The organism is Parapedobacter sp. ISTM3 (assembly GCF_016533505.1).
In the GTDB taxonomy this organism is placed as follows: domain Bacteria; phylum Bacteroidota; class Bacteroidia; order Sphingobacteriales; family Sphingobacteriaceae; genus Parapedobacter; species Parapedobacter luteus.
Map to the genome: position 1 here is coordinate 130,031 of NZ_JAENGN010000012.1, position 22,837 is coordinate 152,867.

At 49.3% G+C, this 22,837-nt stretch carries 18 protein-coding genes; 11 read left to right on the forward strand and 7 right to left on the reverse strand.

Annotation, left to right across the window (positions count from 1 at the left end):
• The first annotated feature begins 10 nt into the window (after nucleotides 1-10).
• The 10 genes from JHJ32_RS15960 (at nucleotide 11) to JHJ32_RS16005 (ending at nucleotide 15,209) form a co-directional block, all read left to right on the forward strand.
• Complete coding sequence (locus JHJ32_RS15960; RefSeq protein WP_200121624.1) at nucleotides 11-1,720, forward strand: glycosyltransferase family 39 protein; 1,710 nt, start codon at nucleotides 11-13, stop codon at nucleotides 1,718-1,720.
• 6 nt (nucleotides 1,721-1,726) lie between these two features.
• The gene (locus tag JHJ32_RS15965; RefSeq protein ID WP_200121625.1) at nucleotides 1,727-2,749 is read left to right on the forward strand and encodes a hypothetical protein; all 1,023 of its coding nucleotides are present in this window, start codon (nucleotides 1,727-1,729) and stop codon (nucleotides 2,747-2,749) included.
• Nucleotides 2,750-2,853: 104 nt separating this feature from the next.
• Entirely contained in the window at nucleotides 2,854-4,434 is a 1,581-nt protein-coding gene (locus JHJ32_RS15970) for a glycerol-3-phosphate dehydrogenase/oxidase (protein WP_200121626.1), read from the forward strand.
• 44 nt (nucleotides 4,435-4,478) lie between these two features.
• On the forward strand, nucleotides 4,479-5,963 hold the full coding sequence (glpK, locus tag JHJ32_RS15975) for a glycerol kinase GlpK (RefSeq protein ID WP_200121627.1): 1,485 nt from the start codon (nucleotides 4,479-4,481) through the stop codon (nucleotides 5,961-5,963).
• Nucleotides 5,964-6,029: 66 nt separating this feature from the next.
• Nucleotides 6,030-6,767, forward strand: a complete 738-nt coding sequence (locus JHJ32_RS15980) for an MIP/aquaporin family protein (RefSeq protein ID WP_079718284.1) — start codon at nucleotides 6,030-6,032, stop codon at nucleotides 6,765-6,767.
• A gap of 142 nt (nucleotides 6,768-6,909) precedes the next feature.
• Nucleotides 6,910-7,509 carry an RNA polymerase sigma-70 factor gene (locus JHJ32_RS15985; RefSeq protein WP_200121628.1) on the forward strand — a complete coding sequence of 200 codons (600 nt, stop codon included), beginning with the start codon at nucleotides 6,910-6,912 and terminating at the stop codon, nucleotides 7,507-7,509.
• A 201-nt stretch (nucleotides 7,510-7,710) separates the two neighbouring features.
• Nucleotides 7,711-8,724, forward strand: coding sequence for a FecR family protein (locus JHJ32_RS15990; RefSeq protein ID WP_079718286.1), 1,014 nt, complete (start codon nucleotides 7,711-7,713; stop codon nucleotides 8,722-8,724).
• Nucleotides 8,725-8,988: 264 nt separating this feature from the next.
• A complete protein-coding gene (locus tag JHJ32_RS15995) occupies nucleotides 8,989-12,405 on the forward strand; it encodes a SusC/RagA family TonB-linked outer membrane protein (RefSeq protein ID WP_200121629.1) in 3,417 nt (1,138 codons plus the stop codon).
• Nucleotides 12,406-12,422: 17 nt separating this feature from the next.
• Nucleotides 12,423-13,880: a SusD/RagB family nutrient-binding outer membrane lipoprotein gene (locus tag JHJ32_RS16000; RefSeq protein WP_200121630.1), complete on the forward strand. Its 1,458-nt coding sequence runs from the start codon at nucleotides 12,423-12,425 to the stop codon at nucleotides 13,878-13,880.
• A 24-nt stretch (nucleotides 13,881-13,904) separates the two neighbouring features.
• Nucleotides 13,905-15,209: a DUF5689 domain-containing protein gene (locus tag JHJ32_RS16005; protein ID WP_200121631.1), complete on the forward strand. Its 1,305-nt coding sequence runs from the start codon at nucleotides 13,905-13,907 to the stop codon at nucleotides 15,207-15,209.
• Nucleotides 15,210-15,302: 93 nt separating this feature from the next.
• Here JHJ32_RS16005 and JHJ32_RS16010 read toward each other — a convergent pair whose 3' ends face one another.
• The 7 genes from JHJ32_RS16010 to JHJ32_RS16040 form a co-directional block, all read right to left on the reverse strand.
• Nucleotides 15,303-16,250: an MBL fold metallo-hydrolase gene (locus JHJ32_RS16010; RefSeq protein WP_200121632.1), complete on the reverse strand. Its 948-nt coding sequence runs from the start codon at nucleotides 16,248-16,250 to the stop codon at nucleotides 15,303-15,305.
• Nucleotides 16,250-16,846, reverse strand: a complete 597-nt coding sequence (coaE, locus tag JHJ32_RS16015) for a dephospho-CoA kinase (RefSeq protein ID WP_079718351.1) — start codon at nucleotides 16,844-16,846, stop codon at nucleotides 16,250-16,252. Before coaE ends, JHJ32_RS16010 begins: the two co-directional genes overlap by 1 nt.
• 4 nt (nucleotides 16,847-16,850) lie before the next feature.
• Nucleotides 16,851-17,798, reverse strand: coding sequence for a YbbR-like domain-containing protein (locus JHJ32_RS16020; protein ID WP_079718289.1), 948 nt, complete (start codon nucleotides 17,796-17,798; stop codon nucleotides 16,851-16,853).
• 113 nt (nucleotides 17,799-17,911) lie between these two features.
• Nucleotides 17,912-18,238, reverse strand: coding sequence for a preprotein translocase subunit YajC (gene yajC / locus JHJ32_RS16025; RefSeq protein ID WP_079718352.1), 327 nt, complete (start codon nucleotides 18,236-18,238; stop codon nucleotides 17,912-17,914).
• 38 nt (nucleotides 18,239-18,276) lie between these two features.
• Nucleotides 18,277-18,741 (reverse strand): DUF1573 domain-containing protein, encoded by a 465-nt coding sequence (locus JHJ32_RS16030; protein ID WP_233632703.1) that lies wholly within the window; start codon nucleotides 18,739-18,741, stop codon nucleotides 18,277-18,279.
• 69 nt (nucleotides 18,742-18,810) lie between these two features.
• The gene (gene nusB, locus JHJ32_RS16035; RefSeq protein WP_079718291.1) at nucleotides 18,811-19,758 is read right to left on the reverse strand and encodes a transcription antitermination factor NusB; all 948 of its coding nucleotides are present in this window, start codon (nucleotides 19,756-19,758) and stop codon (nucleotides 18,811-18,813) included.
• Between the two features lie 41 nt (nucleotides 19,759-19,799).
• Nucleotides 19,800-20,837: a Glu/Leu/Phe/Val dehydrogenase gene (locus JHJ32_RS16040; protein WP_233632704.1), complete on the reverse strand. Its 1,038-nt coding sequence runs from the start codon at nucleotides 20,835-20,837 to the stop codon at nucleotides 19,800-19,802.
• Between the two features lie 207 nt (nucleotides 20,838-21,044).
• Here JHJ32_RS16040 and JHJ32_RS16045 point away from each other — a divergent pair, with 207 nt between their 5' ends.
• Nucleotides 21,045-22,826, forward strand: a complete 1,782-nt coding sequence (locus tag JHJ32_RS16045) for an ABC transporter ATP-binding protein (RefSeq protein ID WP_200121633.1) — start codon at nucleotides 21,045-21,047, stop codon at nucleotides 22,824-22,826.
• The last annotated feature ends 11 nt before the right edge of the window (nucleotides 22,827-22,837 follow it).

Sequence of the window (22,837 nt, forward strand, 5' to 3'; positions counted from 1 at the left end):
ACGCCGGCCTATGTCCAAATCCGCGAATACCGTCATTTTCTATTTTCTGTTGGTGTGGCTGGCCATCAACCTCGTGCAATCTGCTTTTTCCGAACTGCACTACGACGAAGCGTATTACTGGGTTTATAGCCGCTTTCTGGATTGGGGGTATTATGATCATCCTCCGATGGTGGCCCTATTTATCAAGGTCGGAACGCTGCTGACGCAATCTCCTTTAGGAACCCGGGTGCTGAGCGTGATCTCCAACGTTATCGCCGTGCTCATGTTGTGGAAGATAGCGAAGAATTATGCTGACAATGCCAGGCTATTTGTGCTGCTGTACAGTAGCATGCTCATCCTGCACGTGTATAGTTTCATCACTACGCCGGATACTCCCCTGTTCTTCTTTACGGTGCTTTTCTATTATGTCTTGCGCCGTTATCTCTCGGATGATCGTCCTAAATATGCGGTCCTGTTGGCACTGGTTATCGCCTGCATGTTGTACAGCAAGTACCATGCGCTATTGATCATACTGTTCACCGTGCTTGGTCACTGGAAGCTGCTCAAGCGCCCAAGCTTTTGGCTTATCGCTGCGCTGGCCATCGTCTTTTTCCTGCCCCATATTCTGTGGCAGGTCAATAACGACTTCCCTTCCCTGTTTTATCACCTCCTTGACCGTACGTCGCAGGTTTATCGCTTCTCATTTATCAGCGACTTCATCCTGGGGCAACTGCTCATCGTTGGCCCGTTGACGGGCGTTTTTCTGTATTACTACGTCTATAAGCAAAAAACAACTGATACGTTTCTCCGCATCTTAAAATTCAATTGCTTTGGATTTCTGCTGTTCTTTTTGCTTAGTGCTTTCAATAGCCGCGTTCAGGCGCACTGGACGCTGTTGGCGTTTATCCCTTTCTTTATACTTGCGTATACTTACCTTGCCGGGATGCCTGCCTTACCGCCATGGTTCAGGCGACTGTCCTATGCCAACATCGCTTTGATCCTTTTGGTAAGGGTATTATTGATCGTTCCCGTGCCTGCATTATCAACGATAAAAGGGCTTAAGCAGTTTTGGGGGAAAGAGCAATTTGCTGAACAGTTGCACCGTATCGTAGGGGACGATCGCCTGATCATGGACAATGGGTTCCAGGATATTTCGTATTATAACTTCATGAATAATACCGTCAAGGGGTTGTCTTATAACACACGGCATTACCGGAAAACCCAGTATGATTATTGGCCAATCGAAGACAGTACCCGGAACCGGGGCGCCTATTTCGCGTCGTTTGGTCGTCTCAACGTTGACAAGCAAGATTCACTTGATACCGAGCGTGGACGTCTGTATTTCGCGTATATCGATTCCGTAAGGACATATCAAAAAGTGACTATCGCCGTGAAGGGCGTCAAGGAGCAGGCCGCTGCGGGCGAACGGCAGGCAGTAACCCTCGAAATATATAATCCATACGGTGATACCATCTCGTTTTCCAACGAACAGCAAAAATGGGCATGTTTCATTGAATACGGCTTTATTAAACATTTTTTCGAACACGTTGATTATAACGCCATCAACGGCGACTACCACCAGCTCCGTATCGCTCCCGGTGAATCGGCTTCCCTCGCCACGCATATTCGCATGCCGGACGTCCCTGGCGACTATGCCTTGGTTTTTTCAATAAGGACAGCACCGTTCGCCGGCTCAAGGAACAGTAAGAAAATACCGGTAACTATCACAACCACTAATTGAGTAATTATGGCTATTTGCTATCGTATATTTGTTACAAGCCTTCTCTTATTTGTGACCATCGCCGGCTCACATGCGCAGGATGTCGGGTGGAACACTTACTTCCATGGTTTTGCCGATAACCGGGAGTATGGCAAGTCGGATCAGTACTCGCAGTCGATTCTTGGCGTCCGGATAGCGCCTGAAATTTACTTATCGCTGGATAGCATCCACTTTTTGCACGGAGGGGTAAATTTTCTGCATGAATTCGGCAGCAAAGGAACCGTTGCAAAGCAGCTTGCGCCAACCATCTATTATAACTACAAGCAACAGGGCCACGACTTCTATATCGGGATGTTTCCCCGTAGGGACTTATTAAGCGGTTATCACCGTGCGATATTGAATGACACGCTGAATTACTACCGCCCAAACATTGAGGGCATGTTGTGGCGGTACCAAAAAAATGCCTTCCATCAACAACTGTGGATCGACTGGACGAGCCGGCAAACCGAAACCGCACGGGAGCAATTCATGGTCGGCCTTTCGGGCCGCCTAAACATGGGCCGCTTCTACCTATCACACAACGCCATGCTCTGGCATGACGCAGGCAGAAAAAATAACACAGATGAAAACGAGATGCCCGTACGGGACAACGGGGCAGCCATGGCCAAGGCGGGGATTGATTTATCCGGCTTGTCATCGCTCGATTCATTGGATATCAATGGTGGCATTCTGGTGGGTTATGACAGGCTACGCGGTATTTATGGGTGGCGCATCCCGAAGGGGTTTATCACTGACCTGTATGCAGAATACCGTAAAATATTCATCGCCAACACCTTCTACGTAGGCGACAAATTGGATGTAGCGTATGGCGATCGATTTTATACTGCAGATTTTTACGATCGGCTTGAATTGGGCTGGAAGCCGTTGCAGTACAAAGGCCTGGAAAGTAGATTTACGCTAAGCTTCCACTTTACACGTGGGGCAATCGACAATCAACAGCAGTTTACCTTGCAGTATAACCTCGGCCGGCTGTACACGAGGCAGCGCTGACTTCATCGCTCGGTGATGGGGATTTGCATATGAAAGGCAATTTCGCTAAGTTTGAAACAAACAAATGAGCACGCCTATTAGACATCGTTATTCCTCCGCCGTTCATGAATAGCCCACGACTTGACAGAAATACCGCACTCCAGCGGGCCGCGGCCCCTTCCCAATGGGACCTCGCCATCATCGGTGGTGGCGCAACGGGGCTGGGTATTGCGGTGGATGCCGCGACAAGGGGATACAGCACGATACTGCTGGAACAGCATGACTTTGCCAAAGGCACCTCCAGCAGAAGCACCAAATTGGTACATGGCGGTGTCCGTTACCTGGCCATGGGCGACATCAAACTGGTTTATCACGCACTGTATGAACGGGGCTTGATTTTCAAGAATGCCCCTCACCTCGCCCATATTCAATCGTTTATCATTCCTTGTTACTCATTTTTTGACAAATGGAAATATCTGATTGGGCTAAAAGTGTACGATTGGTTAGCCGGGCGCTACCGCATCGGCATATCAAAGTCGGTGTCAAAAAGGGAGACGGCGGATCAGATCCCCGGAATTAAGACTAACCGCCTGAAAGGCGGGGTCCGTTACTTTGACGGACAATTTGACGATGCCCGGCTGGCTATCAACCTTGCACAAACGGCTGCGCAACACGGGGGCGTCGTACTCAATTATTGTAAGGTCACCGAACTGCTTAAAGATGACCGGGGCAAGGTCGCAGGTGTAGGATTTACCGACGAAGAAACGGGCCGGCGATTTACACTCAATGCTAAGGTGGTAGTCAATGCCACGGGGGTTTTTGTCGATGATATCCTGCAACTGGACACCGACGAACACCGATCATTGGTAAGGCCCAGCCAAGGAACCCACATTGTCGTTGATCGTGCTTTCCTGGGCAGCAGCGAAGCCTTGATGATTCCAAAAACCAGTGACGGCCGGGTGCTTTTTGGCATTCCCTGGCATGATCATCTCTTACTCGGAACCACGGATACGCCAATCGCGACGCATAGCCTGGAACCCCGCCCCCTGGATACGGAAATAAACTTTATACTCGAAACAGCAGCGACGTATTTAGCTAATCCGCCGCAAAGAAAAGATGTCCTCAGTATTTTCGCTGGGTTGAGGCCTCTCGCCGCCCCTACCGGAACGAACGAATCGACCAAAGAAATCTCGCGCGACCACAAGTTGATGGTTAATCCATCGGGGCTGATTACCATCACGGGGGGCAAATGGACAACGTATCGCAAAATGGCCGAGGAAACGGTAGACAAAGCGATGGAAACAGGTGGATTAACACCGCGGGCTTGCCGCACGAAAACCGTCAAAATACATGGTCACCAGACACCAGTTCAAAAGGGGCATTGGGCGTATTATGGCAGCGACGCCTCCGGCATCCAAGCGTTGGTGGACAGTGAGCCGGCGTTGGCGGAAAAACTGCATGCCGGATTCGACCACATCGCCGCCCAAGCGGTGTGGGCTGTGCGGCATGAGATGGCAAGAACCCTGGAGGATGTGCTGGCGAGGCGACTCCGGATATTGTTTCTCGATGCTGCCAAGTCCTTGGAAATGGCCCCGAAAGTAGCCGGTATCATGGCCGCAGAGTTGGGAAAAGATACTGCATGGATAGCCGCCCAAATCGAACAGTATACAATGCTTGCGGCAAATTATTTGCCAGAACGTAAATAAACACTACCGTTAGGTGTTTACAACGAATGAAAATAACCAATATAATGAACCAGTATATTTTATCTTTAGACCAAGGTACGACCAGTTCACGCGCCATCATCTTCGACCGATCGGGCAAAATTGTTGCGTTGGCGCAAAAAGAATTTAACCAATATTACCCCCAATCGGGATGGGTAGAGCACAATCCGAAGGAAATCTGGTCGACGCAACTTTCCGTGGCGACCGAGGCGGTGGCGAACGCCGGGCTAAAAGCGTCGTCCATCGCAGCGATAGGCATCACGAACCAACGGGAGACAACCATTATATGGGACAGGCGTACCGGACAGGCCATCTATCCGGCGATTGTCTGGCAGGACAGGCGCACAGCGGCCTATTGCGACGAACTCAAGGAAAAAGGACTTGGCGATACCATCCGGCAAAAAACAGGGCTATTGATTGATGCGTATTTTTCTGCCAGTAAAATCCACTGGATATTGAAACATGTAGCAGGCGCATACGAAAAAGCCAAGAATGGTCAATTGGCTTTCGGTACCGTCGATGCCTGGCTGATCTGGAACCTTACGGGAGGCGAAAAGCACCTTACCGATGTAACCAATGCGTCGCGCACCATGTTATATAATATCCATACGTTGGAATGGGACGACGAGTTGCTGGAGCTCTTTGACATACCGAGGAGCCTACTGCCGGAGGTGAGAAGCTCTTCGGAAATTTACGGCGAAACAGCCGCCAGCATGCTGGCTACGAGGATTCCCATCGCCGGTATTGCCGGCGATCAACATGCCGCGCTTTTCGGGCAATTGTGCACCAAAACAGGCATGGTGAAAAATACGTACGGTACCGGATGTTTCATGCTGATGAATATCGGCGACAAGCCCATCCTCTCGGCAAACAACCTGGTTACTACCATTGCTTGGAAATTGGGTGACAAGGTGAGTTACGCACTTGAAGGCAGCATTTTTATCGGTGGTGCCATCGTGCAGTGGCTCCGGGATGGGCTGGGCATCATCCGCAATTCGGCCGATGTGGAAACCCTTGCCAAGAGCGTGAGCGATACCGATGGCGTATACCTCGTACCGGCATTTGCCGGGCTGGGCGCTCCCCATTGGGATCCCTATGCCCGGGGAACCATCGTCGGGCTTACCCGGGGCAGCACGGCAGCGCATATCGCACGGGCAGCCTTGGAGGGCATCGCATTCCAGACGGTCGACATCCTTCGCGCCATGGAGGCTGATGCGGGCGTCGGCATCAAGGAGTTGCGCGTAGACGGCGGGGCCACCGCGAATAACCTACTGCTGCAGCTCCAGGCAGACATATTGCAGGCACTGGTAGTAAGACCGCAAATCACGGAAACCACCGCCATCGGCGCTGCATACCTGGCGGGACTGGCAGTAGGCTTCTGGCAAAGTGTGGATGATATCCAAAGCCAATGGCAAATTAACCAGACATTCGCGCCCGATGCGAGTTATGATGCCGCATCGGCCATCAGCAGGTGGCATCGAGCTGTCGAAACAGCAAAAACGTTTAAATAACCGGTAGCTGGTAATCACGGATCACCGGCTATCGACCGCTGACCATCGAACATCAAAAAAACAATTATGACCCCATTTATTGCAGAAGTTATTGGTACCGGTATCCTTATCTTATTGGGTGGCGGCGTGGTCGCCAACGTCGTGCTTAATGGCACGAAGGGCCACAATAGTGGCTGGATAGTCATCACCACGGCATGGGCATTGGCTGTGTTTGCCGGGGTGGTCATCGCGGCCCCCTACAGCGGTGCGCACCTCAACCCGGCAGTCACCTTAGCCATGTTCATCGCCGGCAATATCGATGCTGCCAGCTCCGTGCTTTACGTTGCTGGTCAATTCATCGGTGCCATGGCGGGAGCCTTTATCGTCTGGCTGGTGTATCAAGATCACTTTCGCATCACGGAAAACCCCGGAGCCAAGCAGGCCGTATTCTGCACAGCACCGGCTATCCGCAACCTTCCCGTAAATTTAATCGGTGAGGCCGTCGGTACTTTTGTGCTAATCCTTACCATCTTCTACTTCACCGATGCCGAACTTACGGACGAACGGGCAATACCGATTGGCCTGGGTTCGCTCGGAGCGCTTCCGGTTGCCTTTCTGGTATGGGTCATCGGCCTATCATTGGGCGGTACCACGGGCTATGCCATCAATCCAGCGCGCGACTTGGGACCGCGCATCGTGCATGCCTTGCTGCCCATCAAGAACAAGGCACGATTCGACGCTTCTTATGCGTGGGTACCCGTCATTGGGCCGCTTATCGGCGCAACACTAGCCACGGCGATTTTCTTGTGGCTGGGCACTGCGTAGATCGATAATGCCACCGCATAAGCCAAAATAATACCGTATTGTAAAGCCTAAGTAACTAATTATAAAAGAAAAGTTAATAAAAACATAACATATAGGCGCGGTGCCTTTAGCTAATTTTGGCCTTGTAAAAGTGACATAAGTTATGGCACACTCAAGACCAGACTGTACAGACGAGATGCTGCTCAAAGCAATTTGCAATAACGATGTTCGGGCGTTTGAAGCGCTTTTTGAACGTTATGCTGAACGCCTGTATAACTTTGCGCTCCGGTATGTCCAGGATCCGGCCATTGCCGAAGAACTAATGATGGATGTAATGCATTGGGTATGGATGCGTCGCGAACGTCTGGACAACATCAAGCAGGCCGCCTCTTACCTATCCAAAGCCATACGCAACAAAGTATTCGATCACTTACGCAAAACCACTATCGATACTTTACCACTGGATGCGCTTCCCGAACGGGGAAATCAACTCGTTGACCCTACACCGACCAACCATTCCCTTGACTTAGCCGAATTGCGGGAAAGCTATGAACGGACGCTCCAATCTCTGCCGGCACAGTGCAAAAAGGTCTTCGAACTGAGCCGCGAAAATGAACTGTCGCATGCCGAAATTTCTTCCATCTTAAACATTTCCGTCAAAACCGTGGAAGGACATATTACCAACGCCCTCAAAATAATGCGAAGAAACCTCCCCTCTTCCACCGGCGTAGCTTGCTCCCTATTCCTCCTGTTGTTGCCATAGATTCGCCTTTGTTGTGATATAGCGCTTCAGCTACACATTTTTCGATGATAACACGCTGAGCCCTGACCTGCATGCACGAACCGATCATTTGGATTATATTATTTTTCTAAAAACCAGCCTTTTACAAAAAAACATATCATTAATCAGAAAAAGAGCAAGGGTACTATCCATTTTTTTCGCCTTAACCAATAGAGACGCCAAATGAATACGTCAGAAGTCAATAGGGAACTGATAAAAAAATACCTGACCGGACAAGCCAGCAAACAGGAAATAGCGGCTGTCCGTCGCTGCCTCCAGCAACCAGAAAGCAGGCAGTTGTTTGATAGCGTTTGGCAAGAATTGCACGGTGAGATGGAAACACCTGCAGCAGACACAATCAGCAACCCCAATCGCATGGAAGCCTGGAAAGCCACTATCCGCCAACGGATTGTACAGGAGAAGGCACACCAGGCGGAAAAAAAGGAACGTCGTATCGTGTTTTTCCGTTATGCCGCCGTGTCTATCATAATATTGGGCACCATTTTCTGGGGTCTGTTGCATATAAACAACGGCCAGGATCATGACAGTAAATGGATAACGCGTAATAATCCCCCAGGCCAGCGTGCGCAGATCCGCTTAGCGGATAGCAGCATAGTCTACCTCGGTGCCGGCAGCAGCCTAAGTTATCCCAAACGCTTCCAGGGCAAGAAGCGGGAAATACGGCTCGAAGGTGAAGCCTTCTTCGAAATAGCAAAAGACAAACACAAGCCATTCCTGGTGCACAGTGGCGATATAGTCACCCAAGTGCTGGGCACCTCATTCAAGATAGACGCGTTTATGAATTCACCGGTCGTGGTCGCCGTCAGCTCGGGGAAGGTCCGGGTCGGGGAAATGGCCGGCAAATCGATGGAGGCGATCGCCGATCTCACTGCCGGACAACAGCTCACTTGGAACAAGGATGCAGGCGGTGCCGTGACCGTCATGGCGAATCCAGAGGCCATCTTGGCTTGGAAAGCCGGTAAACTGATGTTCGACGACCACCCCCTCAGCGAAATCGCCAATATCCTGGAACGAACTTACGATATCGATATCACTATACAGAACAATGCACTAGTCAATAAGCGTATCCGTATCACGCTCGAGAAAAGCTTCCCCCTGAAAACGGCGCTAGACGTTCTCTCAGCATCAGGAGGGTTCCGTTACGTTTTGGATAACAGAACTGTTAGGATTTATTAATTCGGGTCTTCATCAAAAGTGGATATGAAAACATAGAAAAAGCTTACAGAAATAAAAAGGGGCCACCTGAAGCAGGCAGCCCTTGAAATACGAAAATGTGTCGAAGCCTGTGGTTGGTCGCCGGATGGCCTCGACGGTAAGGAAACGTGTATGTGGCAAACCACATACAATTTGCCATTTCCATTAAAAATCAAGGACAAAGTTATGCAAATGCAATCATATACTATCCCCATAAACCAAATTTATCACCTTAAAGCAGCCAGAATGGTTTTATTCTTGCTGTTCACGCTGCTGGCTATATGCCATGCCAATGTATCGGCAGGACAGCCTACCGATAAGAAAATCTCGTTGACACTTGAGCAGACAACGCTCAAAGAGAGCCTTTTGCAGGTAGAGAAACTCAGCGGTATCCCGTTTACCTATTCTACAGAAGCACTGGCTGCACAGGAAAAAAAAATCACCTTAACGGCTCAAGAACTCACCGTAAAGCACGCCCTCGACCAGATTCTCGCCGGAACAGGGCTTCGTCACCGAGTAATTTCGGGTTACGTCGTCATTGACCCAATACCTCAACAATCTCCCGTAAGAGGCACCGTTAAAGACGCATCAGGCAATCCGATTTCGGGAGCAACGGTGCAGGTCAAAGATCATTCCCTTTCCCGCACGTCCACCAATCAACGTGGCGGGTTTACTATTGATGCAAATAGCGACGATGTGTTGTTAATCACCAGTATCGGCTTTGATCCCTTGGAAGTGCCGATCAACAACCGCAGGACATTGGACGTCGTAATGCAAGAAGCTGTCGCAGACCTCGAGGAAGTCGTGGTGACGGCACTTGGCATTGAACGGGAGCGCAGATCACTGGGGTACTCTGTCACCGAACTGTCCGGGGAAGATCTAACCGAAGCCTTATCAAATAACTGGACAGAGGCATTGTCGGGTAAGGTTGCTGGGCTAAACATGCTAAAATCAGGTGCCGGTCCGGCCGGATCCAACCAAATTATCCTACGCGGAGAAACTTCGTTAAGCGGCGATAATGCGGCACTGATCGTTGTAGACGGTGTCGTTATCAGTGGCAGCAGTGGCCAACTTACCGGAACAGGCTCCAATCCCTACCTAAACCAGGAATCACCCGTGGATTTCGGTTCAAGCTTAGCGGATTTAAACCCTGAAGATATCGAAAGCGTATCCGTATTAAAAGGCCCTGGAGCTGCGGCCCTCTACGGTGCTCGCGGTGCAAATGGCGCGATTATCATTACGACCAAGCAAGGTAAGCGGGAGCAACAAGGCGTTGGCATCACCTTCAACTCCAACCTTTCTTTGGCCACTATTAACCGTTGGCCGGATTACCAGCATGAATATGGGCAGGGATTAACAGCCAATAATTTTTATTATTCCTATGGCGCGACCGAAGATGGACCAACTACACTAAGCACGAGTTCGGCTTGGGGACCTAAATTCGACGGGCAACTGTTTTATCAATACAGCCCCGATAATTATCGCCAGCCTGCTACTGAACGAACTCCTTGGGTCGCCTACCCCAATAACCGGAAAGATTTCTTTGAAACAGCATATACGTATACAAATAGCTTAACCCTACAAGGCGGGAATGACCGGACAACGGCCAGGCTATCGTTTACCAATGCCACCAACTCCTGGATTGTACCTAACACGGGCTACGCCCGCAATACAGTTGCGTTGCAAGTCAATCAGAAATTGACAGACAAGCTGACAGTTTCTTCACGGGTAAACTATAACAACCGGCATAGTGACAACCTGCCCACCACGGGTTATAACAACCAGACCATCATGTATTTCATACGCGGCCTGGTGCCCAATTTCGATATCAACTGGTTCAAAGACTACTGGATTCAGGGACGAGAGGGCATCGAACAACGCCGCCCGTTCAGCCTTCAATTGGATAATCCCTACCTCCAGGCCTATGAAATGCTGAACAAAAGCAATAGGAATGGCATAATCGGCAATGTACAGGCAAGCTACGATTTCACCAGCGAACTGAGCTTGATAGTGCGTACCACGATGGACTTCCAGTACGAATCCCGCTCGCAGCAGCGGCCTTGGAGCACCCAAAAGTATGCCAATGGTATGTATCGCGAACAGGACATTTATAGTCAGGAAACCAATGCGGATTTCCTTCTACGATACAATAATGGACGGAACGATCGGTTTTCCTATAGCCTCTCCTTTGGCGGCGCGTTAATGAATAATAAGTACATCCGTGATGAATATCGTGCAGAGAACCTTGCACGGCCGAACATCTATACATTGGCAAATAGCCGTGACCTGCTCATCTCCATGCCGTATCGGCGGGAATATGCCGTAAATAGCCTATATGGAATGGCAACAGTTGGCTACAAAGACTTTCTCTATGTAGATGTGACAGCCAGACAAGATTGGGCGAGCACACTGGCACAGCCCGTGCACAACAGGGTCACGCCATTCTTCTACCCAGCACTGAATGTAAGTGCCATACTGTCTGATATCATCCAGCTACCTGACGTCGTTTCTTATCTTAAACTGAGAGGTTCGGTTGCATCGGTTGGCAGCGGCGGCACTACAGCGTATCTAACATCCTATGCCTATTCGCCCAGGCAAGAGTTTCCCTCGGGATTAGCAAATCCGACGACGATACCCGATTTGAATCTCGGTTTCGAGCGCACGGTAAGCTACGAAGCAGGCGCTGATATCCGGATGTTTAAAAACCGGTTGAACGTGGACATTACCGCTTACCATAGCAATTCGTTTGACCAAATCCTTATTTCGCCGGTCGATCCCGCCAGTGGTTACGCCAACCGAACATTGAATGCCGGAAGTGTGCAGAACAAGGGACTGGAAATAGAAGCCAATGGAATTCCACTGAATACGAGTAGCGGCTTCAACTGGAGAGTTTATGGTACATATGCTACGAACATCGATCGTGTCGTCTCGCTGGCAGACAGCATGTCGTCCATGCAATTATCCACGATCTTCGGCTCGCGTGGCTCCATCGAGGCCAGACCTGGCGGACGTTTCAGGGATATGTATGGTATAGGGTACCAGCGATCGCCAGATGGCCAAATCATTTACAATGAAAACGGATACCCGTTGCAAGGCGATTCACTGATCTACCTGGGTAATCCTACGCCAAAATGGCGTTTCGGGTTTGGTAATGAGTTCAGCTATAAACGATTTAGACTCAATGTGCTGTTTGACGGCCAGTTTGGAGCCAAGGCCTTCTCACTGACCCATGCGGTATTAATGGAAGAAGGCAAGTTGAAGAAATCATTGCCCGGGCGCTACCATGGCATCATCGGCGATGGTGTCATCCGGAATCCTGATGGCACTTTCCGAAAAAACGATGTGGTAGCCACGGACATACGCGACTATTATTACCTCCACTTTAACCGCGATAATCAGGAATCCAACATGTTCAGCACAGACTTTATTAAACTACGTGAAGTGAGACTCGATTATACGTTGCCAACGGCATTGGCAAACCGACTGCGGTTGCAACGAGCTACCTTAGGCGTATACGGACGCGACCTCCTGGTATTTACCAATTGGCCCGCGTTCGACCCCGAATTTGGAACACTTGGCGACGGTGTGATTATACCCGGCGCAGAAACCGCGCAGTTCCCATCAACCCGGACAATTGGCTTTAATTTAATTATTGGTCTTTAACAATATTTCCAATGAAAATGAAGAAGATAGTATACTGGAGCCTAATCGCTGTAAGTATTGCAGCAAGTCTCTCCTGTACCAAGAATTTTATTGAGAAAAACACAAACCCTAATGCATTGCAGGACGCATCGCCAGAGGCCTTGTTGGCCCCCGCCTTGCACCAAGTAGTCACGAGAAACCAAAACAGAGGCATTCGTATTGGGAACGAACTCATGCAGGTACATGTCACCGTCGTTGAAAGCCGCGAATTTCATCGGTATTTCATCAGGCCCAGCGAGCCCGATTGGATGTGGCGCCACTGGTACCTGCAGCTCAACAATATCCGCGACATCTATACCAGCGCCAACACTTCGCAAGAAAACGGCTATCAGACGTTTTTGGGTATTTCGCTTATCCTCGATGCTTGGGTTAGTTCCATGATCACCGATATGTTTGGTGATGCACCCTATTTCGAAGCATCGAAAGGCCATGAGGGCAACGTCCAACCCCACTTCGATAGGCAACAAGACATTTATGCCGATATCTTCCGTAAATTGGAAGAAGCTAATGAACTACTTGGAGCCGACGTTGAATTGCCTGAACACATCAAAGGCCTGGATCCACTATATAATGGAGCACCCGACGCCTGGCGCAGGTTTGGCAATTCGCTCTACCTCCGCCTCTTGCTGCGTGTATCCGGAAAAGCTGCATCGGGCGCGATTGCCAAAATAGCCGAAATAGTGGACACGAACAGCGGAAATTATCCGATATTTACCGACAATAGTCATTCTGCCATTCTACCAACCGGTGCAACACAGCCCATTACATCGGAATTTTTCCAATGGCGCGATCTGGACTTCAATGGCGACAAGGGATATTCCGAGTTTTTTATCAACAACCTAAACGAATGGCAGGACCCCCGGCTGCCCCGATGGGCTACTCAGGTTTCCGGCATCTACGCTGGAATGCCCAGCGGATATGCGCCAGGAAGAGGGGTTGAACGAATGTCTACCTTGCTCGTATCGCTCAAGCAGGATCCGCTCCTCGGGAATATAATGAACTGTGCCGAACTCCAGTTCATACTGGCAGAGGCTGCCCTAAAAGGCTATATAACGGGAGATCCCCGCAGTTACTATGAAGCAGGCGTTGTCAGCGCTATCACCCACTGGGGCCTTGAAGTGCCCGAAGGCCATCTCGAAAAAAACGCTCTAAAATGGGACGACAACCTCAACTTCAACGAAAAAATGGAGCGCATTCATCTGCAAAAATATTACACCTTATTTTTTACCGATTTCCAGCAATGGCATGAACATCGTCGAACCGGCCATCCTGTACTCCCGAAAGGCGAAGGGCTGATGAACGACGGCCGCATGCCCTCGCGGCTGATGTACCCCATAAACGTGCAAACCCTCAATAGAGCTAATTACCTTGAAGCCGTACAAGCTATGGGAGGAGACGATCTTAATGTGAAAGTATGGTGGAATACACCTGATTAGAAGATTCATATAAAAACAACAGCGATGAAGAACTCGATATATTTATTGATTTTTGTCCTTTCAGGAATTTTTTTTGGAGGGTGCTTAAAAGAAGACGAAAATCCGGCAGCAGGCCCCCCCGCTGCATGGACAGGGATACCGGCTGTACGAAGTGTATATAAAGCCGGTGATGTAAGACTTTCTCCGCAAGCACTTGGCGGCGCCCATCAGACAAGCGGCGTCGTCATATCAGAGTACGCAGGGAATAACCTTCCTCCTGGCTTTGTGGTCATCCAAAACAACTGGCGCAACCAAATACGGGGGCTAATCCTCCAGGTAGGTACAGCGCTTGCTCCCTCCTTCGCAAAAGGCGACTCGTTACTTATAGACCTCAACGGCGCAACGCTGACGAGAATCGACGGTGCTTTAGCGATAACCAACCTTTCGCCTACACAGATCTCCAAGGTCTCGTCCAGCAATCCGGTTATCGTCCAGACCGTTGCTATTTCCAACCTTCAGCGATGGCCCGATCGATACGAAAGTACCTTGGTAGCCGTTACGGCCGATGTCGAGCCATTCCCTCAAACCGGGGAAACTTTTGCGGGAACCAAAAAAATCACCGATGGTCCTGACCATATGCTCGACGTTGTCACAGATCCCGGAGCCGCTTTCGCCAATGAACACATCGCACCGAGCGCAAGCTTCCAAGGTATCCTCTTTATGGGAGGAGGCAACACGCCGCAATTGCGGCTGCAGAAACTGGAAGACATGATGGATCCGAGCGGCCCCGTATATCCCGGATACCCCGAGGACTTCGAATTTCCGTTTGACGGAAAACAAAACTACAATGTCACCGGTGAACATCAGTATGACAATGAAGATCAAACCGTCGTCATCGATAACAATGTGGATCTGAGAACCGGGAACTGGAAGTTTGAACAATCGCTGCTGGGCAATTTGGCAAACGACCGCGTCGTTTCTGGCAGACAGGCCGTCAGGTTCCAGCAAAACCTGTCCGTTCCGTCTTACCTGCAAATGAACTATGACGTACCAAACGGAGCCACCAAAGTTACGTTTTGGTATGGGTCGTACGGCAATGACGTAAGCTGTTCATTTGATTTGGAATATTCTACCGACGAAGGACGAACTTGGCATAAGATAGGCGAAACCATCAGCGATGCACATCCTAGAAGTCAAAGTGCTAGTGCCAAACTTGCGACTTACACGATGGACATTCAAGGGCCGGTGCGGTTCCGTATCCATAAACTCGGCTTAGGTCCGAGCAGCGGCACCGCAGTAAGGAACGGCCGTTTGGGGGTAGATGATTTTGCCATATACCAGAATTACTAAGCCCAACGGATTGATTGATAGTCGACTTAACCAACGGCATGCAGCTACATTGTCAAAAAAAAGCTGCATGCCGTTCTGGTTTGGCAACCACCATTATCCCAACGATTTCACTGTCAACGTGTGTTTATAATGATTTGCCAGATGCCTGCCCTCCCCGTGTATCGTCCATATTTCCCTCGGCCCCACCTGCTCCACATAACGCAGGATATCCTGCCAGTCCACATGATCAGAGATGTACAGCTCCATGTCGTTCCGATGTTGCAAATGTTTCCACCCCGATGCGAAAACGCGCAGCACATTCGTCGCCCGGTAATAGCTGTTGAAGGTCATCGGGGGCACCATGTAAATCGGGTCGACACCATCAACTTTCATCGCTTTCCGGTTATAGGGTTCATATCGCAACTGTGTGATTCCCATCGATGCATAAAGCCTATGCAATGGCAGTATACTATGGTGCAACAATACCGCGCGTTCAGGACAATGTTCATTGATCAAGGCCGTCAACCGTTGCGCTTTTCCTAAGGCGTAAGCGCCAAGCAAGATGGGATGGGGCTTTCCGTTCAACTTGACTATCTCGGCCACCGGATCGGGGTGACTGATACCGGGATCCGCAAATGTACTCTCCGTAATCAATACATCCGCCCGCACAATTTCGAGCGGTTCACAAGTGCTGTCGGCCTGCATTTTATAGTCGCCCGTGTACAGGTATCGAACTCCATCATACTCCATTAAAATCTGTGCAGACCCCAGCATATGCCCGGCGGGAATCAACCGGATGGCTACATTGCCGATCTTAAAAGGTTGATGGTATGAAAACGTCGTGTAGGTATGCCCGGGTTGCCTGTTGTAACGATGGCGCATGAATGCTGCCGTGGCTGCCGTACAGCAAATTTGCCCATGTCCCGGCGTAGCATGGTCACCATGGGCATGGGATACCAGTGCCCGTTTCACAGGCAGCAGCGGATCGACAAAAAAATCGCCATACCGGCAATAATAGCCTTCCGGCCGTTTAACGAGGAAATCAGCTAAAATCGATGCCATTACAACCGTTGAGAGCGAAAAAATTGGTCGAGCTTCAGCACCTGCGGAATCACAGCTTGTATACCATCGTTGACAATGACGTAGTCAGCGAGCTTCGTCTTCTCCTCATCGGGCCATTGCCGGGCAATGCGGGATTTCACCTGCTCAACCGTGACGTTATCGCGCTTAACTACCCGTTCGATGCGCACTGCTTCAGGCGCCTCCACCAATATGTTATACCGATTTAACTTGAAGGAACCACTTTCAAAAAGCAAGGCGGCCTCCTTTATCGTGTAGGAGGCGTCCTGGCGGGCCGCCCACTCCTCCCCTGCCTGGATAACCACAGGATGTACCAAAGCGTTCAATCGTTTCAACTTATCTTCGTTGTTGAAGACCTGTGCTGCCATATACATGCGGTTTAGCGAACCATCGTCATGGTAAGCCTCCCCCCCAAATTCGGCCTGAATAGCTCGGACCAGCCCGCTATCTGTCGTCATCAGCCGCTTGGCCTCCCTGTCCGCGTCAAAAACGGGAATCCCCAAAACCTCAAATATCCGGCAGATGGTGGATTTCCCGCTACCGATTCCTCCGGTTATGCCTACCTTCAACGATTCCATTACCTTATTTCCTGACAAAAAAATCGACATTCTGCGGTTCTACTTTCACCAGCTTGCAAAATTTAGGCATTTGCGTGATAATCACGGGTAAGCTCGTTACGCCGTTATCAACCCAGTCGTCCATGTTGACGACCGCTTCAAACGCGTTATTGGTGACCTTCATATAGTCGCGCAGCGAAACCATCACGGTAAGTCTCACCTTGCCCGGAAATAATTTCACCGAACTAAACTGCTGAGCGTTCTCCGCCTTCAGCGGCACTTCAAGGATTTTCTCTGTTATTTCGCCAACGGGAATGGTCACTTCCACAGCAGTGGGATAGACATTGATGTTGGCACGTCGATTTTGCTTCAGATGAGCTACCGTATGGACATCACTGTTAACGCTTTCAGACCGGATGGTGTCGGTCTCCCAATGCTCTATTTGTACGACGTCTTCAAGCGGGCCGGTTATGGTCACATATTCGGGTGAAATGCGTAATTCGTCGATGACGTCATATTGTTTGTTGAACCGCAGATTATACAAGGCCTTTACAGGGACCTTCCGTTCTGTCTGCTTCGAAAAATCAAAATAAAGCGTATCAGGAGACACGGAAATCACGCGCTGATTGGCAGGGAACTGGCGATTTATAAATCCGAGTTGATTGGCAACAACAATCCAGCTACGGTTTTGGAGCCCGCTGAGATCGACTTGAATGCCCTGCCGCGTTGTTTGCAGCGTCCTAAACAACAACTGCCATCCGGTGGCTTCCAGCCGTATAGTTACCGTATCGGATTGGAGGGGATGAAAAGCCCGATTATCCGGCGCATTTACGTACTGCACGCCTGATTTTACGGTATAAACGTAGCTATTCGATATCGCAAAAAGCGCCCAGGCAAGGAAAGAGAAAATGATGCATTTAACGAAAATGCTTAGTTTGCGCCGCTGTGTTTTATTGAGCTTCAGAATCGGCATACCAAACAAGCTTAGCAACGGTTAAATTTATAACTAACGGGTCCCGGTAAGGCCACAAAGTCGCCGGATATCCTTTTCCTTTTATGGCCTTTGTAGCTTTACCGGAAGCCGAATTAAGCCTTCGGTGCCGCGTTTTGCGCCTTCGAAGCATCCAGGGCAATCGCTGACTTATCAAAGCGAATTTTTACGCTGCCGCCAACGTCAACCAGAAACGTCGTTTCGGATATTTCAACAATACGTCCGTGTATACCTGCCGTTGTCACTACCCTATCGTTTACTTTTAATTCCTCGATGTATTTCTTATGATCTTTGGCCTTCTTCATCTGTGGCCGAATCATGAAGAAATAAAAAACGACAATAATTAAAATCATGGGTAGGAATCCCATGATTCCTCCTGCCCCACCTGCTCCCCCAGCTTGCAATAGAATTGTTGATGTGATCATTTGTTTTGTAATTATTGGTTGTTGTATGTTGTTGTCTATTTCTCCACTTCACCACGTAGGTGCAGCAATGTGTTCGGGCTTGATGCATTCGACATGACCGTCACCACCTTGTGCTGCTTGCCCAATTGCCCGGCGCTATTAAACACGACTTTCACCATGCCTTCATCACCCGGAGCTATCGGGTTTTTTGAATATTCAGGGGTTGTGCATCCACATGATGCCTGCACATTGGATATAATGAGCGGAGATGTACCTGTATTGGTGAATTTGAACTCATGTTCGACCTTCTCTCCCTCTTTGATCTTACCAAAATCATAGGCATCATTTTCGACTTCCAATACCGCACTGACCGAATCGCCCCCTGGTATGATGGTCTGGCCAACAGGTTGCTCACCCTGCTGTTCCAAAGGTATTTCCTCGGCGTCCTGTTCTTGGTTGTTCCCGGTGTTGCAGGATGTGATTACCATCAGTCCTAAAACAAATAAGGGTGTCCATTTCATTGTTCTTGCAATTAAAGTTGACAACTAAACTAACTATATCATTAAACAAGGTATAACCACACTTGTTTGTCATTGTACGAGTCCCCGCCCGTGTTTACGTATGCGCCCGGCGGCTTGTAATTCATTCAGGATCTTATCCAAGATGCCGTTGATAAAGGTATTGCTTTTGGCCGTACTAAACACCTTGGATATTTCGATGTATTCGTTGATAGTTACCTTGACCGGAATGGTCGGAAAATTAAGCAACTCACAAATCGCCATGCGCATCAACAGGTTGTCCAGCAACGCAATTCTGTCAGATTCCCAATTTTTGGTTTTCATGCTTATCAACTGTTGATATTCATCTGCATAACGGATAGCATGCCCCAGCAAATCGAGAATGAATTGTCTGTCTTCCTGCCAGTTAGGTGTCAGCTCCGCCAGTTCATTTTGATGCGGGTTTTCGCTGATGAAATTCTTGAAGGTCTTTGCGATCATCGCTTGCAACACCTCTTTGTCTACCTGCCAGTTAATAAATTTTTCCTCAAACACTTGCTCAATCGCCGGAGCCTTCAGGATAATCTTCTTGAAAATGAATTTGATAATATCTTTTTCTGCCGCGATCGAACGATCATCCTGGCTCAAGTACGTCGCATAGGCCTCTGTATCGCGCAACTGGAAAAAGACCATACGCACGATCTCCGGGTCAAAGCTCCAGGATACTTTATACTGTTTCAGCCCCGCTTTATATTTCTCATTATGACGCAATAACTCGATAAACGTATTGTTGTATAACCGCGTATTGGGCGACAAGTCCGCTGCTGAAGGCAAAAACTTATTTGCACGTTCGTCCGCGTCGATGCGCACATAATCCGATACTTCATCCAATAGGTTCAGCGTCCAGATATACATCTCGTATACCTGATCTACGCTTTTTAGCAGCGCTTTTTCAAACTTACCCACCTGCTTATCTTCCGATAACTGGTAGGCGTACAATGTTTGTAATACTTTGACCCTTAGGTGTCTTCTATTTAGCATAAATTATATAAAGAACGATTGGATGAAATGATAGCGCTTTATTATTTGATTTTACGCATATCGGCTATCCGTGATTCGGCAATCTGATTTGCGGCATGGTAAGAAGCCACATTTTCCGTCATCGACTTGCGTAATACCGAGCGAGTAACTTCATAAATATTTTCTGTAAGTGCCGCCGTGCGCGAGGCACTATGGCCCGCAATTTCGGAGTAACAACTGATCAGCCCACCGGCGTTTATCAAGTAGTCGGGCGCATATAAAATCTTCCGTTCCATCAACAATTGTCCGTCTTCCTGCTCGTTTCTTAGCTGGTTGTTTGCAGAGCCCGCGATGATGCGGCATCTCATCTTGGAGATGGTATCTTTATTGACCGTTCCCCCCAAGGCGCATGGTGAGTAAACGTCGACATCCAAGTCATAGATGTTGTTGTTGGATACCGCAACCGCCTTATACTTGTTGGCGACTTCGGCCAGACGCTCTTCGACGATGTCACTGACATATACTTTGGCATTTTCTTCGCGCAATAAAGCAATCAGCTGCTCGCCCACATTACCGGCTCCTTGTACAGCTACGGTACGGCCGGCTAAGCTGTCGTTGCCATACAGCTCTTTCAGCGCTGCTTTTATCCCGTAATAAACCCCTTTGGCAGTAAACGGTGCGGAATCGCCGCTCCCTCCGAGTGATTTGGGTAACCCGGCCACATGCTTGGTCTCCATATGCAGGTATTCCATATCCTTTGGTGTTGTTCCGATATCCAAGGAAGCGATAAACGTACCGCTAAGTTCGTCTACAAACTGGCCAAACCGGCGGAGCAACACCTCATTCTTCTGAGTACGGTGATCACCGATGATGGCTGCATTGCCACCTCCCAGGTTTACCCCCGCCACGGCAGCCTTATACGTCATTCCCCTTGAAAGCCGAAGTACATCGTCAATCGCTTCATCGGTGTTTTGATACGGAAGCATCCTGACTCCCCCGATTGCAGGGCCCAACGTAGTATCATGGATAGCGATTATCGCTTGCAACCCTACTTCACCGTCATTACAGAACACAAGCTTTTGATGGCCGAATTGAGCCATTAACTTAAAGGACGAATTATCTTTGGTAGGTACGGACATATAAATTATAACACGAACTATGAACTGCAATATTGGGGCAAACTTAGCAAAAATATTGATGCATGTTACCAGCACGGCCAAACATTTCGTATTTTTGCTTCCCTCGTATGGCTGAATAATGACGCTTCCGTGCATGTTCTTTTTTGGCCGTCGGCTAATAATGCTCATATGAAACACCTTGCGCACCTCAACAAATATTTCTATAAATACCGTTGGCGAATGATTCCCGGCGTCATCTTCGTCATCGTTTCCAATTATTTCGGTGTATTGCCCGCGCAGGTTATCCGCATTGCTTTTGACCTGGTCAAAGAAAACATCAGTATGTACCGCTTATTTGACGGGTTTGAGCGCCAGCAGCTTGTTTACGAAATATTCGGATACAGTTTATTGCTGTTTGGTGTGCTGGTATTGTTGCTTTCGCTTATCCGAGGCATTTTCCTTTTTTTGATGCGTCAGACCATCATCCTCACATCAAGGCACATCGAGTATGATTTGAAAAACGAAATCTACAACCACTACCAACAGCTGGATATGGCGTTTTACCGTAGAAACAACACGGGAGACCTCATGAACCGGGTAACAGAAGATGTCAATCGGGTACGTTCGTACCTCGGGCCAGCCATCATGTACTCCATCAATACGGTGGTGCTTTCCGTCATGGTTATTGCCGCGATGGTCAGCGTAAACCCTTCGTTGGCTGCCTACGCGCTGATGCCTATACCCATACTGTCCATCATCCTGCTATTCGTCAACAAAATCATCAATCGCCGCAGCGAGCGTATCCAACAGCAGCTATCCACGCTCTCGTCGTTTGTCCAAGAGACATTTTCCGGAATCCGCGTAATAAAAACCTACAATCGCGAAGCCGATAAAATGGATCGTTTTACGGACGAAAGTAATCATTACCGGCAAGCGTCACTGGCACTGGTAAAAACGGAAGCCATTTTCTTTCCGCTTATCCTATTGCTTATCGGGCTGAGTACGGTCATCACCGTGTATGTAGGTGGACTGGAAGTGGCCAAAGGTACCATCACCTCGGGTAACATCGCCGAATTTATCATTTATGTCAACCAACTGACGTTTCCGGCTATGGCGCTGGCCTGGGTAACCTCGCTTATCCAGCGTGCTGCAGCATCTCAAAAGCGCATCAACGAATTTCTCCGCACAACACCGGTGATTCAGTCGGCCGCTCAGGGTCATTTCCGGGCTCAGGGACATATTCGTTTTGAGGCGGTGAGCTTTACGTATCCGGACACAGGGATCCAAGCCGTCAAAAACGTGTCGTTCGAGGTAAAGCCCGGTGAAGTGCTTGCGATTATCGGTAAGACCGGATCAGGCAAGTCTACACTGGCGAATCTGCTCATGCGCATGTATGATGTGGATTCGGGCGCGATTACGATTGACGGCATTGATATCCGGCAATTGCCCTTGCAGGCGTTCAGAAGCCAAATCGGTTTTGTCCCCCAGGACGTATTCTTATTTTCTGACACGATAGCAAACAATATTGCATTTGGGCTGGACGAGGTTCATATGGATGCCGTGGAGAACGCCGCCAGGCATGCTGCCGTTTACGACAACATCACCGCATTTGAGGAAGGGTTTTCAACCACCATCGGTGAGCGCGGCATCACGCTATCCGGCGGGCAGAAACAACGGGTATCCATCGCCAGGGCACTCATCAAGAATCCTCAAATCCTGATTTTTGACGATTGCTTGTCTGCTGTGGATACCAAGACCGAAGAAGAAATTCTACGCAACCTGAGCACGGCCATGCAAGGCAAGAGCACCATCTTTATTGCCCACAGGGTATCAACGATAAAAAATGCCGACCACATTATGGTGTTGGATGAAGGCTCGATTATCGAACAAGGAACCCACGAAGAGTTGCTTGCCCGGCAGGGCAGCTATTTCGAACTACACGAAAAACAGCTGCTGGAAGAAGCCGTATAGAAAACCGGGGA